Origin of the sequence: Streptomyces sp. NPDC048484 (assembly GCF_040651415.1) — a bacterium.
Classification (GTDB): domain Bacteria; phylum Actinomycetota; class Actinomycetes; order Streptomycetales; family Streptomycetaceae; genus Streptomyces.
This window is the reverse complement of record NZ_JBEZJY010000011.1, coordinates 144293-159020: the sequence shown is the minus strand read 5'-3', so window position 1 is coordinate 159020 and position 14728 is coordinate 144293. Positions and strand designations below refer to the sequence as shown.

8 protein-coding genes and 1 pseudogene are annotated in these 14728 nt (G+C 72.0%); 8 read left to right on the top strand and 1 reads right to left on the bottom strand.

The window, feature by feature from the left end:
- Positions 1 to 101: 101 nt before the first annotated feature.
- The 4 genes and pseudogenes from AB0D14_RS13955 (at position 102) to AB0D14_RS13940 (ending at position 8781) form a co-directional block, all read left to right on the top strand.
- Positions 102 to 3299 carry an AAA family ATPase gene (locus tag AB0D14_RS13955; protein ID WP_362778136.1) on the top strand — a complete coding sequence of 1066 codons (3198 nt, stop codon included), beginning with the start codon at positions 102 to 104 and terminating at the stop codon, positions 3297 to 3299.
- 79 nt (positions 3300 to 3378) lie between these two features.
- On the top strand, positions 3379 to 4581 hold the full coding sequence (locus tag AB0D14_RS13950) for a cytochrome P450 (protein WP_362778133.1): 1203 nt from the start codon (positions 3379 to 3381) through the stop codon (positions 4579 to 4581).
- 113 nt (positions 4582 to 4694) lie between these two features.
- A complete protein-coding gene (locus AB0D14_RS13945; RefSeq protein ID WP_362778214.1) occupies positions 4695 to 7385 on the top strand; it encodes a glucosidase in 2691 nt (896 codons plus the stop codon).
- Positions 7382 to 8781, top strand: a pseudogene (locus AB0D14_RS13940) (alpha-amylase). The gene AB0D14_RS13945 and the pseudogene AB0D14_RS13940 overlap by 4 nt, the downstream one beginning before the upstream one ends.
- 10 nt (positions 8782 to 8791) lie before the next feature.
- Here the strand turns inward: AB0D14_RS13940 and AB0D14_RS13935 are convergent.
- Positions 8792 to 9370, bottom strand: a complete 579-nt coding sequence (locus tag AB0D14_RS13935; protein ID WP_362778131.1) for a TetR/AcrR family transcriptional regulator — start codon at positions 9368 to 9370, stop codon at positions 8792 to 8794.
- Between the two features lie 346 nt (positions 9371 to 9716).
- On the opposite strand from AB0D14_RS13935, the gene AB0D14_RS13930 reads away from it, so the two are divergent.
- The 4 genes from AB0D14_RS13930 to AB0D14_RS13915 are packed head-to-tail and all read left to right on the top strand — an operon-like array spanning position 9717 to position 14638.
- Positions 9717 to 10325, top strand: a complete 609-nt coding sequence (locus AB0D14_RS13930; protein WP_362778129.1) for a 2Fe-2S iron-sulfur cluster-binding protein — start codon at positions 9717 to 9719, stop codon at positions 10323 to 10325.
- Positions 10322 to 11314 (top strand): xanthine dehydrogenase family protein subunit M, encoded by a 993-nt coding sequence (locus tag AB0D14_RS13925; RefSeq protein ID WP_362778126.1) that lies wholly within the window; start codon positions 10322 to 10324, stop codon positions 11312 to 11314. Before AB0D14_RS13930 ends, AB0D14_RS13925 begins: the two co-directional genes overlap by 4 nt.
- Positions 11311 to 13446 (top strand): xanthine dehydrogenase family protein molybdopterin-binding subunit, encoded by a 2136-nt coding sequence (locus AB0D14_RS13920; RefSeq protein WP_362778124.1) that lies wholly within the window; start codon positions 11311 to 11313, stop codon positions 13444 to 13446. The genes AB0D14_RS13925 and AB0D14_RS13920 overlap by 4 nt, the downstream gene beginning before the upstream one ends.
- Entirely contained in the window at positions 13439 to 14638 is a 1200-nt protein-coding gene (locus AB0D14_RS13915) for an XdhC/CoxI family protein (RefSeq protein ID WP_362778121.1), read from the top strand. Before AB0D14_RS13920 ends, AB0D14_RS13915 begins: the two co-directional genes overlap by 8 nt.
- Positions 14639 to 14728 lie beyond the last annotated feature (90 nt).

Here is a 14728-nt window from a genome sequence, read left to right as displayed (position 1 = left end):
GCCGGTCGAAAGCCCGGACAAAGGGCCGGCCGGCGACGCTCTCCATACGTGGGTACGTCACCGCCCGCCCGGCACATGTCGTCGAGAGAGGGCGGTGGACCATGGCTGCTCCGTCCGGAACTCCCTGGCTGCTTCACGGGGGTACGGCCGTGAGCCTGGACCGTACGGCCGGTCGACTGGTGGGCCGCGAACGGCAGTTGGACGAGGTTCACGGTCGGCTGGGTGATACGGGCGGGCCGCGCCTGGTGCTCGTGCGCGGTGAACGTGGCGCCGGGCGCACCGAGTTCGTGCGCACGGTTGGCGAACGGCTGCGCGCAGAGGGGACGGTCGTGCTCGCGGTCGGCTGCGTTCCGGGTGACGACGCGCGCCCGTTTCTGCTGGCGCTGCGGTTGATCATGGCGCTGGAGGAGCACCGGTCCGCCGCGACCAACCAACGGTCGGCGAAGCCGGCCACCGAGGCACTGCGGGCGACGGAGGCCCTGAGGGCGGCCGAGCAGCGTGACGGGACGGCCATGGCAGGGCTGCTGCGCACCGCTCTGGAGCAACTCGCGCCCGCGCCCCCGCCCGTGCCCGCACCCGCGCCCGTGGTCGTCGTGATGGACGACATCCAGCACGCCGACGCCGGTTCGCTGGCGGTGCTCCGCGAGACCGACTTCACCCGGGTGCCGCACACCGTCCGGCTGTTGGCTTCGGCGCTGGGACGCGGCGAGCCGAGCGTCCGTGAGGAACCGTCGACGGCTCCTGCGGCTCCTGCGGGCCCTGCGGGTCGTCAGGTGGCCCGGTTGGCGGCCGTCCAGAGGGCCCACACGATCGTCCTGTCCCGGCTGGGACCGGATGAGACCACCACTGTGGTGGCGCGTCGGCTGCGGGCCACACCCGACACGACTCTCGCCCGGCGGGTGCGGGAGCTCACCCTCGGGATCCCCGGTGCGGTCGACGCCCTGCTCACCGGGTGGACGAGGCAGGGGGCGATCAGGGTTGCCGACGGGCACGCCTTCGTCGGCGCGAGGAGACCGACGCCGGTGCTGTCGGACAGCGACCGGTTCATGACGGCGTTGGACGCGCTGAGCGAGCCGTGCCGCACGGTGGCCGGGGCACTGAGCATCCTGTGGCCGCTCGGCGGGCGTACCGCGGAGCTGATCGCGACGTCGACCGGACTGTCCGCCGACGCGGTGAGCGACGGAATCCGCGACCTGATCGACGCGGAGATCGTCGAAGACCTGCCAGGGCCCGAGGTCGGTGAACTCCCCGTCCCGGACGACGCCGACCTCCCCGGGCCCGACGACGTGACGCCACGGGGCTGGAGGCTTCGGCTGCCGCTGACGGCGCACGCGGTCCGGGAGCGGCTGGGGCCCCTGGAACGCGGCCGGCTGTCCGCCACTGCCGTGGAGGCGTTATGGGCGGACCAGGACGCGGCGGGTGCGGCGGAGGGGGCGGGCGCGTCGGGCGCGTTCCACGGGTCCAAGCCGCTCCCGCGAAGACCGCCGGTGGTGGCGCTGCTGGACGAGGCGGACGCGGTGGCCTACCTCGCGGACCGGGTCGCGGAAGCAGGATCTCTTGTCGACCGCGACCGCGCGGTCACCGAACTGACGGCCGCCGCGCAGTGGCTGCACCCCGACTCCGAGGGCAGGGGAGTGCTCCGGTGGTGCCAGGCGGCCGGCCACCTGGTCGAGCGGCCGGCCGATCGGGTCGCGGCCCTGCACCGGTACGCCAAGGCCGCCTACAACGCGGGGGACCACCGGACCGCACGGATCATCGCGGAGTCGATCCTGCGCAACCTGGCGGACGTCCTCGGCCCGCGAGCGCTGCAGAACACCGCCAGCCTGTTCACGGCGGCGACGGCCAACGACCTGGACTGGCGGGCGCTGTCCCGGCTGGCCACGGCGCGGTGGTGGGACGAGCTACGGCTGCCCGCCCCGGTCGCCGTGACCGGCCGGGCCCTGGCCCTGAGCCAGTTGGAGAGGTGGCAGGAAGTACTGGACCTGCTGGCGGGGACCGAGGCGCTGTGGACCGCCGACGACCACTCCCGGGTGAAGCCCGCATACTTCCGAGCCGTGGCGGAACTGGCGCTGGGCCGGCCGGAGCGGTTCCGGGAGGCACTGGCCTTTCCGGAGGCGTCGTACCTCGGCAGCGGCCACGTCCACGCGCTCGTCACCACGATGTTCGACGAGCTGCTCAGCGGCCGGGACCTGCGCGCGGCCGAAGTCCTGCTGGACGCACAGGGACTGACACCCGAGGTGCTGGCCCCGCGCAGCCTGTTCCTCTGGCGCCATCTCCAGGGCCGGTGGGACGAGGCACTGGAATCGGCCCGCTGGATGCTGGCGAACAACCGGACGGGCACATCCGCGGCGGACAGCCATCTGGTTCCGGCGCGGACCGCCGCCATCCTGCTGGCTCGGGGCCGCACCACGAGCGCCCGCCGCCTCCTCGACAGTGCGCGCGGCGACAGCGTGCGTGGTCGCGGGGAGGGCCCGCTGGAGTACTCGCTGGACGTCGCCGAGTCGGAGGTGCTGCGGATTCTCGGCGATCCGGCCGGCGCCGAGAAGGTGCTGCGCCGCGGCCTGGACGCGGCAGCCGTCGGCGGACAGGTCGCCGGCACCGGCGAACTGTGGGCCTCGCTCGCCGAGGTGCACGCGGAGGCAGGAAGTACGAGTGAGGCGGTGACCTGCCTGGAGCGCCTGGAACGGATCTCCGACCGTACGGGCGACGGAAGGACACGGCTGAGGTACCTGCTCGCGTCGGCCCGCGTCCTGGGCCAGGACGGCCAGGCCGGTCCGGACGGACACGGCACCGCCCGCGAGAGCACCGCCCGGGAGAACCTGAGGGAGGCGGTGGAGCTGGCACGCTCGCGCAGCCAGCCGTTCGAGACGGCGGTGACCCTCGTCGCCGCCGCGGGCGCGGGCGCGGGTGCGGGCCCGCCCGCATTGCTGCACGAGGCGTACGAACTGTTCGGGGAGACCGGTGCCGCACTGTTCCGGTTCCACACCAGGGCCGCCATGCGCGAGGCCGGAATCGCCGTCCCCGGGCGCAGACAGGCCACCACCGAGAACGAGCAGCTGCTCGCGACCCTGATCGCCGAAGGACTCACCAACCGCCAGATCGCCACGGTGCTGCGGCTCAGCGAGGACGCGGTCGCCAACCGTCTGACCCGGCTGTTCACCCGCACCGGGCTGCGGTCCCGCACCGAGGTGGTCACGGCGGTGCTCACCAACTACCGGGTCCACCGGCCCGCGGCGCCATCACAGGGCCCGGTCGAGGAGCTCCGAAGAACGACCGGGGAGCCATGGCGGAGCGGCTGAGCAGCGGCTGAGCAGCTACCGAACGGCGATTGTTAGCCTTGCGTGTGATCGGTTACCCCATACCCGCCCGGACCTCGCGATGAGCGCCGTCGGTTCCTTCCCGCCCGGTGCCGCGACCACGTCCTGCCCAATCGGTGCCGCGACCACGCTCGCCGAACTCACCCGGGACCCCCACGCACGACTGGCGCGGCTCCGCGAGCACGAGCCCGTGTCCTGGCTGCCCGAGCTGGACGGCTGGCTGGTGAGCCGCCGTGACCTCGCGATGAGCGTGATGCGGGACGCCGAGACCTTCACGGTCGACGACCCCCGGTTCTCCACCGCACAGGTCGTCGGGCCGAGCATGCTGTCCCTGGACGGTGACCCGCACGCCCGCCACCGTGAGCCCTTCACCGCCCCCTTCCGCCCCCGGGCGGTCCATGACGGCTTCGCCTCGTTCATCGAGCGGGAGACAGACCGCCTCATCACTGAACTCCCGCCAACCGGCACCGCCGACCTGCGTCGGGCCTTCGCCGGTCCGCTCGCGGTCGCCGTCGTGACCGAGGCACTCGGGCTGGTCGGCACGAGTACCGCCACGGTCCTGTCCTGGTACGACTCCATCGTGGAGTCGGTCTCGGACATCACCGCCGGACAGGCGGCGGGTCCCGCCGGCACCGCGGCGTACGCCCAGCTGCGGGCAGCCGTGGAAGCCACCGTCGCCGACCGGAACGCGGCCTCGCTCCTCGTCTCGGCCGCCGGGCACCTGACGCTGCCCGAGGTGGCGTCCAACGCCGCGGTCCTGATGTTCGGCGGTATCGAGACCACCGAGGGGATGATCACCAACACCCTGCTGCATCTGCTGCGACACCCCGGCCAACTCGCCCTCGTCCGGGCCGACACCGACCTGCTGGACGGCGCGATCGAGGAGTCGCTGCGGCTCGAACCGGGCGCGGCGGTCGTCGACCGCTACGCCACCAGGGACACCGTCCTCGGCCCGGTCACCGTCCGCCGCGGCGACCTGGTCACCGTCTCCCTGGCCGGAGCCAACCGTGACCCCGCCGTCTTCCCCGACCCCGACAGGTTCGACGTCCGCCGCGAGAACGCGCGCCTCCAACTCGCCTTCGCCCACGGTCCGCACTACTGCCTCGCCGCACACCTCGCCCGCCTGGAGACCCGTATCGCCCTCCAGCACCTGCTCGGACGCCTCCCCGCCCTGCGCCTCGACCCGGCACACCCCACGGCCGCGTACGGCCTGGTCTTCCGCAAGCCCCTCAGCCTGCACGTCCTGTGGGACAGCCCCGCCTGACCGGCCGATCTCAGCTCGCAGTGTCATCGCGGCCAGTGCATTGCGGCCCGGTCCGAATCGACTGATTCTGGACGTCTGGATGCACGTGCCGGCTGTGGGGAGGACGGGCGATGATGACTGGCAGTGGTAGTGGCGCACCGGACGTCGAGCGGCGACGACTGGCCGAGGCCGACGAGGACGCGGTGCCCTGGCGACGCTGGGGGCCCTATCTGAGCGAGCGGCAGTGGGGAACGGTCCGGGAGGACTACAGCCCCGACGGCGAGGCCTGGTCGTACTTCACCCATGATCAGGCGCGCTCACGTGCGTACCGCTGGGGCGAGGACGGTATCGCCGGTGTGAGTGACGACAAACAGCGGCTGTGCTTCGCCCTGGCCCTGTGGAACGGCCGCGACCCGATCCTCAAGGAGCGGATGTTCGGGCTGACCAACAGCGAGGGCAATCACGGCGAGGACGTCAAGGAGTACTACTTCTACCTCGACAGCACCCCCACGCATTCGTACATGAAGTTTCTCTACAAGTACCCGCAGGGGGAGTTCCCCTACGGTGACCTCGTCGGGACCAACGGGGCCAGGGGCCGGCGGGACTTCGAGTACGAGCTGCTGGACACCGGCATCTTCGACGAGGACCGCTACTTCGACGTGTTCGTCGAGTACGCGAAGGCGGGGCCGGAGGATCTGCTGGTCGAGATCACCGCGCACAACCGCGGCCCGGACGAGGCCACGCTCCATCTGCTGCCGACCCTCTGGTTCCGGCACACCTGGTCGTGGGCGGGCGGCACCGCCGTACCGGGGCTGCGGCGGATGCCCGGCGGAATCCGGGCGGACCACGAGGAGCTGGGCACGCGCCGGCTGTACTGCGACACGGACGCCCCCGCGCTGTTCACCGGGAACGAGACCAACGACGAGCGGATCTTCGGCAGCCCGAACCCCACCCCGTACGTCAAGGACGGCATCGGCCGGTATGTCGTCCACGGCGACACGGCGGCCGTCAACCCCGCCGGGACCGGCACCAAGGCGGCCCTGCACAGTGTGCTGACCGTGCCCGGCGGCGAGAGCGCACGCATCCGCCTGCGGCTGACCGAGGCCGAACCCGCCGACCCCTGGGGAGAGTTCGGGCAGGTACTGGAGACCCGCCGGGCCGAGGCCGACGTCTTCTACGAAGGAGTCACCCCGGACGGGATGGGTGAGGACGAGCGGAGGCTGGTCCGGCAGGCGCTGGCCGGGATGCTGTGGAGCAAGCAGTACTACCACCTCGATGTCGAGCGCTGGCTGACCGAGCACGGCGTCGACCCGCTCGCCGCCGACCCCCGCCTGCGCAACAGTGCCTGGTACCACATGGTCAACGACGAGGTCATGTCGATGCCGGACACCTGGGAGTACCCATGGTTCGCGGCCTGGGACCTCGCCTTCCACTCCGTCGCCCTGGCCATGGTCGACATCGGCTTCGCCAAGGGCCAGCTGGACCTGCTCCTGCGCCGCCTCTATCTGCATCCCAACGGCCAGATCCCCGCGTACGAGTGGAACTTCGGCGACGTCAACCCGCCGGTGCACGCCTGGGCGACCCTCTTCGTCTACGAACTGGAGAAGCAGCGCACCGGACACGGCGACCGCGCCTTCCTGGAGAACGCCTTCCACAAGCTGATGAAGAACTTCACCTGGTGGCTCAACCGCAAGGACGCCGACGGCAACAACGTCTTCCAGGGTGGCTTCCTCGGCCTCGACAACATCGGCGTCTTCGACCGCAGCGCGCCCCTGCCGACCGGTGGTCAGCTCGACCAGGCGGACGGCACCGCCTGGATGGCGCTGTACTGCCAGAATCTCCTTGAGATCGCCGTCGAACTGGCCGCCGACAACAAGGTGTACGTCGAGCAGGCGCAGACGTTGTTCGAGCACTTCGCGTGGATCGCGGTCGCCACGAACCGCATCGGCAGGGACAACGAAAGCCTGTGGGACGAGGAGGACGGCTTCTTCTACGACGTCCTGCGACTGCCCGACGGCGACGCGACCCGGCTCAAGGTGCGCTCGCTGGTCGGGCTGATCCCGCTCGCCGCCACCAGCGTGGTCGGCGGCTGGGCCGACCAGCGCTTCCCCGAACTGGTCGCAGGAGCACAGGAGTTCATCGACCGCCATCCCGCCGTGCGGGCCATCGTCTCCTCGCAGCAGACCGTGGGGCCCGGCGTGCGCGGACGGCATCTGTTCGCACTGTTCGGCGAGGACCGGCTCCGGCGCGTCCTGACCCGCATGCTCGACGAGGACGAGTTCCTCGGCCCGTACGGCATCCGCTCGCTCTCCCGCCATCACGCCGCCCACCCGTACAGCTTCCAGGTGAAAGGGCAGACGTACGGGGTCGGTTATCTGCCCGCCGAGTCGGACTCGGGCATGTTCGGCGGCAACTCCAACTGGCGCGGCCCGGTGTGGTTCCCGGTCAACATCCTGCTGATCCGCGCCCTGTTGAACCTGCACGCCTATCACGGCGAGGACTTCACCGTGGAGTGCCCGACCGGCTCGGGACGCCGGATGAACCTCTACGAGGTCGCCCGCGAGATCTCAGGCCGGCTCACCGCGACGTTCCTGCGCGGCCCCGACGGCCACCGTCCGGTGCACGGCGCCCAGGCCAAGTTCGCCAAGGACCCGCACTGGAAGGACCTGCTCCTCTTCTACGAGTACTTCCACGGTGACAACGGCGCCGGCCTCGGCGCCTCCCACCAGACCGGCTGGACCGGCCTGTCCGCGGTCACCGCGACCCTGTTCCACCTGGTGGGCCCGGGGGACTGGGGCGCGCTGCGCGAGGAGCCCCTGTCATGACGGTGATCTATGAGATCAACACACTGATCTGGCTGGGGGAGTTGAGCGGCCGGTACGGGCGGCGCGTCACCCTGGGGGAGGTGCCCGGCGAGGCCTGGGACGAGGTCGCACGGCCGGGGACCGGCACCGTCTGGCTGATGGGCGTGTGGGAACGCAGCCCGGCCGGACTGCGGATCGCCCTGCGCGACGAGGGACTGAGGGCGTCGTTCCGCGCGGCTCTGCCCGACGTCACCGAGGCGGACATCGCGGGATCCCCGTACTGCGTACGGAACTACGTCGTCGACGAGTCCCTCGGCGGGCCGGCGGGCCTGGCGGAGGCCCGCTCCCAACTGGCCTCGCGCGGGCTGCGGTTGATGCTCGACCACGTCCCCAACCATGTGGCCCCCGACCACCCCTGGCTCACCGAGCGCCCCGACTGTCTGATCCGGGGTAACGCCGACGACCTCGTCCACGCGCCGGACGCCTTCGTCGAGGCCGACGGCCGGATCTACCGAACACTTGCCCAGTGCTCCACCCTTCGGGGTGGAGGTGAGGGGCATCCTGCCCATAGCGGCCCGGAGGGGCGCAGCGGCATGGCTAGGATCGCCTGGTCGGACAACGGAGTTGTCCGGCCTACCGCCGGACGGGCGGGAAGTCAGGCCTGCGGAGGCCCTGTAAGACCGACCCTCACCGGTCGGCAGAGGCCCGTGAAACAGGAACCCGTGGTGGTACTGCGTAGCAGTACGGACCGGAATCACTTGCCCTCGGGCAGGCGAGGGCGTCAAGACAAACGGCTCCATGACCGCCTGCTCCACGAGGACGCCGGATCGGTCCGCGGCCATCTGCGCGCCGGCCCCGCCTACCAGCGGGGCCTGGTGCGCTTCCTGGAGAACCACGACGAGCCGCGGGCCGCCGCCGCCCTGCCCGGTGGGCGGGGACGCGCGGCGGCCGTGGCGGTCGCGACCCTGCCCGGCGCGACACTCTGGCACGAGGGGCAGTTCGAGGGACGCAGGGTGCGCCCGCCGGTGTTCCTCTCCCGCAGGCCGCGGGAGCCGGTGGACGAGCCGTCGTACGACTTCCACAGTCGTCTGCTGCCGGCCGCGGACGCCGGGGCGAGTGGCGGCCGCTGACGCCGGCCGGCTGGCCGGACAACGACACCCACCGCTCCCTGCTGGCCTGGACGTGGACGCATCCGGACGCGCGCCACCTGGTCGTCGTCAACGACTCCGACCGTCCGGCCCAGGCACGCGTCCCCCTGGAGTGGGACGACCTCCGTGGCCACCGGTACCGCCTGACGGACCTGCTCACGGCGCAGACGTACGACCGTGACGGCGACGAGCTGGCCGACTCGGGTCTGTTCGTGGCCCTGGACGCCTGGCACAGCCATGTCTTCGCCGTCTCGCCGCAGGACCGGTGAACCGCCGCCCTCACCCGCCGGCGGCCCCCGCGCGCAGTCCGTCCATGACGAGGTCCAGGAGGCGGGCGGCGCGCGGCTGCCAGTCCCCGTGGGGGTCGAGCTGCCAGAGGCCCGCGATGGCGAGGATGAAGTCGTCCGCGGTCACTCCCGGGCGGATGGTGCCGGCCTCCTCGCCGGCGCGGAGCAGCAGCTCCGCGGCGGACGTCACCGGCGTGTGTCCCGGCTTCGCCGGGCTGCCCGGCGGGCCGGTGGCCTGCCGGATCGCCTCCGCGAGGCCCGCCTTGGTCATGGCGAACCGGGTGAGGTGGTCCATCCACTCACGCAGGGCCCGGTCGGGCTCATGGGACCTGAGCAGCTCGGGCGCGGCGTCGGCGACCTGCTGCATCTCGTGGCGGTAGATCTCCAGGACGAGAGCGTCGCGGTTGGGGAAATTGCGGTAGAACGTGCCCTGTCCGACGCCCGCCTTCCTGGCGATCACGCTGAGCGGGGCGTCCGCGCAGAGGGTCAGCTCGGCCAGGGCCACTTCCAGGATCCGCTCGCGATTTCTCTGCGCGTCCGAGCGCAGAGGCGCGTCCTTCTTCTGCTGCACTCGTCCTCCTCGCGGGTCCGTGGCCGAATCCCATCCTTGCTAAGCGGACACCTGTCCGCTAGGTTTTTCAGCGAGCGGACAGCTGTCCGGTTAGGTTCACCTTAGCGGCTGAGCGGCCGGCGCGGGCAGCCGGTGGTGGTCGGCACCGGCCTTCCTCGCATCCTGCACGCTTCCGGCCCGCCGTGCTACGCGCGGTGTCGACTTCCTCTTCTCCCTCTTCCCGATACGTCTCCGGTTCCCCTCCGATACGTCTTTGCGGCGTCCGTCACGTCTTTGCGTCGTCCGTTTCCTCTGCAAACCGGACCGTCCCCGCGCGGTGGTCCGGCCGTGCGAAAGAAGGCTGATCATGGCCCCAGCGCCCTCGTCGACCTACAGCGCCGTCACCTTGAACATCAACGGCGAGAAGCACACGCTGACCGTCGACCACCGCACCACCCTGCTCGACGCCCTGCGTGAGCGCCTCGATCTGACGGGCGCCAAGAAGGGCTGTGACCAGGGGCAATGCGGGGCATGTACCGTCCTGCTCGACAAACGCCGGGCCGTCGCCTGCCTGCAACTGGCGGTGGCGGCCGAAGGCCGGGAGATCACCACCATCGAAGGCGTCGCCGAGGGCGAGCAACTGCACGCGGTACAGCAGGCGTTCCTCGACCTCGACGGCTACCAGTGCGGTTACTGCACCCCCGGCCAGATCTGTTCAGCCGTCGCGGTCATCGAGGAGCACGCCGCCGGCTGGCCGAGCGCCGTCACCGACGACGTACGTCCCGAAGCGGGGCCGCCGCCACTGACCGCCGAGGAGATCCGCGAGCGGATGAGCGGCAACCTGTGCCGTTGTGGCGCGTACGTGTCGATCGTGCAGGCGGTCGCCCGCGCGGCCGAGGCCGATGCGCGAACCGCGCCATCGGTGCAGGTCACGCACGGCGCGCAGGCCACGGACCACAAGGAGGCGGCGGCATGAGGGAGTTCGGATATGAGCGCGCTGTCGACGTGTCCGGCGCCCTCGCACTGCTCGACGCCGACCCGGACGCCCGGTACCTCGGCGGCGGCACCAATCTCGTCGACCTGATGAAGACCGGCGTGGAACGGCCCGGCCGGCTCGTCGACGTACGCGAACTCCCGCTGGACCGGATCGAGTCGACCGGGGATGGCGGCCTGCGCATCGGCGCGACCGTGACCAACAGCGATCTCGCGGCCCACCCCGACGTGCGCCGCCGCTACCCGGCCCTGTCCCAGGCGGTGCTGGCCGGCGCCTCCGGGCAGCTGCGCAACATGGCCACCGTCGGTGGAAACCTGCTGCAGCGCACCCGCTGCGGCTACTTCACCGACGTGACCAAGCCGTGCAACAAGCGGGTCCCCGGCAGTGGGTGCCCCGCGATCGAGGGCGAGCACCACAACCACGCGATCCTGGGAGCTTCTGACCACTGCGTGGCCACCCACCCGTCCGACCTGGGGGTGGCGCTGACGGCCTTCGACGCCGTCGTCTCCTACGAAACGGCGGACGGACCGGGCGAGTTGCCGCTCACGGAGTTCTACCTGCCGGTGGGCGACACCCCGCACCTGGAGACCGCCCTGCCGCCGGGGGCACTGATCACCGGCGTCACCCTGCCGCCCGCTCCGGTGGCCGCCAACTCCCGCTACCGCAAGGTGCGCGAGCGGGCCTCCTACGCCTTCGCGATCGGCTCGATCGCCGCCGCGCTCGACGTCCGGGACGGCGTCGTGCGCGAGGTGCGCCTCGCCTTCGGGGCGGTCGCCTCCCGGCCCTGGCGGGCCCGCGTGGCCGAACAGGCCCTGACCGGCGGTCCGGTCGACGCCGCGGCCTTCGCCGCGGCCGCCGACGCCGAACTGGCGGCCGCCCGGCCGCTGCCGCACAACGGATACAAGGTGACACTGATGCGCAACCTCGTCGTCGCCGTGCTGAGCGAACTCGCCGAGGAGGCCGCCCGATGACCACGACCACAACCGGGACCAGGGCGGCGCAAGCCGTCGGTACCGCGCACACCCGCGTGGAGGGCCGCGACAAGGTCACCGGAGCGGCCCGTTACGCGGGAGAGATCCCCTTCGACGAACTGGCCCACGGGTGGCTGGCGTTGTCGACGGTCACTCGCGGCCGCATCACGTCGGTGGAGGACGCCGCGGTCCTTCAGATGCCGGGCGTCCTCGCCGTCCTGCACCACGGGAACGCCCCACGGGTCGACATCGACTACATCGGCGTGCTCGGAATGTCGCCGGACCCGACCATCGCCGTCTTCCAGCACGACCGGGTGCCGCACGCGGGATGGCCGGTGGCGCTGGTCGTCGCCGAGACCTCCGAGCAGGCCAGGGAGGGCGCCGAGGCGCTGGTGGTCCACTACGAGGAGGAGCCGCACGACGTGGGCTTCTCCGGCGGACGCGCACACCCGGACGCCTACTCGATCCCCGGACCGGGTGGGCCGGGGACGACGGAGAAGGGGGACCTGGCGGCCGAACTCGCCGCGTCCGCCGTCGTCCTGGACGCCGAGTACTCCACGCCGGAGGAGCACCACAGCTCGATGGAGCCCCACGGGGCGACGGCCCTGTGGGACGGCGGCAGGCTGGAGGTCGTGGACTCCAACCAGGGCACGGTGTGGGTCAAGGACGAACTCGCGAAACTCTTCTCCCTCGACCCCGCCTCGGTGCGGGTGCGGTCCGAACACATCGGCGGCGGCTTCGGCAGCAAGGGCGTCCGCGCGCACCAGGTGGCCGCGGTGATGGCGGCGACCGTCCTGTCACGCCCGGTCCGCGTCATCATGACGCGCCGTCAGATGTTCTCGCTCGCCGGCTACCGCAGCCCCACGACCCAACGGGTCCGGCTCGGCGCCGACGCCGAGGGGCGGCTGCGCGCGCTGGAGCACAGTTCGCTGAGCCTCACCTCGACCGTGCACGAGTTCATCGAGTCGGGCGCGGGGCCGGCCCGGGTGATGTACGACGCCCCCGCCCACCACACCGCCAACCGGGTCGTACGGCTCGACGTGCCCACGCCGACGTTCATGCGCGCTCCCGGCGAGGCACCTGGCTCGTTCGCGCTGGAGTCGGCGCTCGACGAACTCGCCGAGAAGTGCGGCATCGACCCGATCGAACTGCGCCTGCGCAACGAACCCGAGGTGGGTCCGGTCTCCGGACTGCCGTTCAGCACCCGCAACCTGCCCGCCTGCTTCCGCGAGGGCGCCCGCAGGTTCGGCTGGGCGGAGCGGGATCCGCGCCCCGGTCTGCGCCGGGACGGACGCTGGCTGATCGGCACCGGGACGGCGGCGGCCTCCTTCTTCGCGGGAGCGATGCCGTCCACGGCGGCCGCGACCGCGGAGGCCGACGGCACCTTCACCGTGCGGATCAGCGCCGCGGACATCGGAACCGGCGCACGGACGGCGCTCACCCTGGTCGCCGCCGACGCCCTCCAGGTGCCGACCGACCGGGTGCGCGTGCGGATCGGCGACAGCGACTTCGGCCCGGCGATGATCGCCGGCGGTTCGATGGGCACCCGCTCCTGGGCCTGGGCGGTCACGGCCGCGGCCGACGAACTGCGCGAGCGGCTCGCGCTGGCCGACGGCGTCCCGCCGGAGGGCATCACGGTTCGGTCGAACACGACCGACGCCGTCGGAGCTCTCGCACAGAAGGAGCGGCACTCCTTCGGAGCACAGTTCGCCGAGGTCGCCGTGGACGTGACCACCGGAGAAGTGCGGGTGCGCCGCATGCTCGGCATCTTCGCCGCCGGCCGGATCGTCAACCCGCTCACGGCCCGCGGCCAGTTCACCGGCGGGATGATCTGGGGCATCTCCATGGCCCTGCACGAAGAGGCGGTCAGGGACCAGAACACCGGCGCGCTCTACGGCGCCGACCTCGCGGGCTATCACGTCGCCACGAACGCCGACGTACCGCTCGTCGAGGCGGACTGGGTGGACGACCCGGACCCGGACGACCCGGTCGGCATCAAGGGCATCGGCGAGATCGGCATCGTGGGGGCCGCGGCGGCGATCGCCAACGCCGTCTGGCACGCCACCGGGGTACGCCACCGCAGCCTGCCCATCCGGCCCGACCGCGTCCTCGCGGCGGACGCCCATGCTTGACATCGCCGGCGAGCTGGCCCGCTGGACCGAGGAGGGTCGGGAGTTCGCCGTCGCCACCGTCGTGTCCGTCGGCGGCAGCGCACCGCGCGGTCCGGGCGCAGCCCTCGCCGTCGACAGTGAGGGCACGGCCGTCGGCTCGGTCTCCGGCGGCTGTGTGGAAGCGGCGGTGTACGACCTGTGCGTCCAGGCACTCCAGGACGGCGGGACCGTCGTCGAACGGTTCGGCTACAGCGACGAGGACGCCTTCGCGGTCGGACTGACCTGCGGCGGGGTTCTCGACATCATGGTCACCCCCGTCGACGCGGCGGCGCCTGCCCGGGAGGTGTTCCGGTCGGCGCTCGCGGCCGCCGCCGCGGGCGAGCCCCGGGCCCTCGTCCGGGTCGTCCGAGGACCGGCGGAACTCCTGGGCAGGGCCCTGCTGGTGCATCCCGACGGGTCCTACGAGGGCTCGTACGACGGGCCGTACGAGGAGTCGCCCGGCGGCGGTTCCACGGAGCTGGACCGGACGGCGGCGGCCGAGGCACGGGCGATGCTGGACGCCGGACGCACCGGCACCCTCGACCTCGCGGAGGACGGCACGCACTGCCCCGGCGGACTCACCCTGCTCGTCGAGTCGAACGTGCCGCCGCCGCGCATGATCGTGTTCGGTGCGATCGACTTCGCCGCGGCGCTCGTCCGGGCCGGCAAGTTCCTCGGCTACCACGTGACGGTGTGCGACGCCCGCCCCGTGTTCGCCACCCGGGCACGCTTTCCCGAGGCGGACGACCTCGTCGTCGACTGGCCGCACCGCTATCTGCGGGACACCACGACCGACGCGCGCACGGTCCTGTGCGTGCTCACGCACGACGCCAAGTTCGATATTCCCCTGCTGGAGCAGGCCCTGCGGATGCCGGTCGCGTTCGTCGGGGCGATGGGCTCACGCCGGACGCACGCGGAGCGTGACCGGCGGCTGCGTGAAGTCGGCCTGACCGGCGTCGAGTTGGCACGGCTCAGGTCGCCGATCGGCCTCGACCTCGGCGCCCGTACGCCCGAGGAGACCGCCCTGTCCATCGCGGCGGAGATCGTCGCGGCCCGCCGCGGTGGGACGGGCGCCCCTCTCACGGGCTCGGGAACGCCGATCCACCGCGACGGCGGGCAGCGGCGGAACGCGGCGGGGCCCGCGGAGGCCGCAGAGGCCGCGGAGGCCGCCTGAGGGGCCGGCGTCAGTTCGGAACTGGAACTCAACTGGAACTCAACGTCCTGCGCGACGGCAAGCCCGTCACCGGCCTTCAGCCCTACCTAG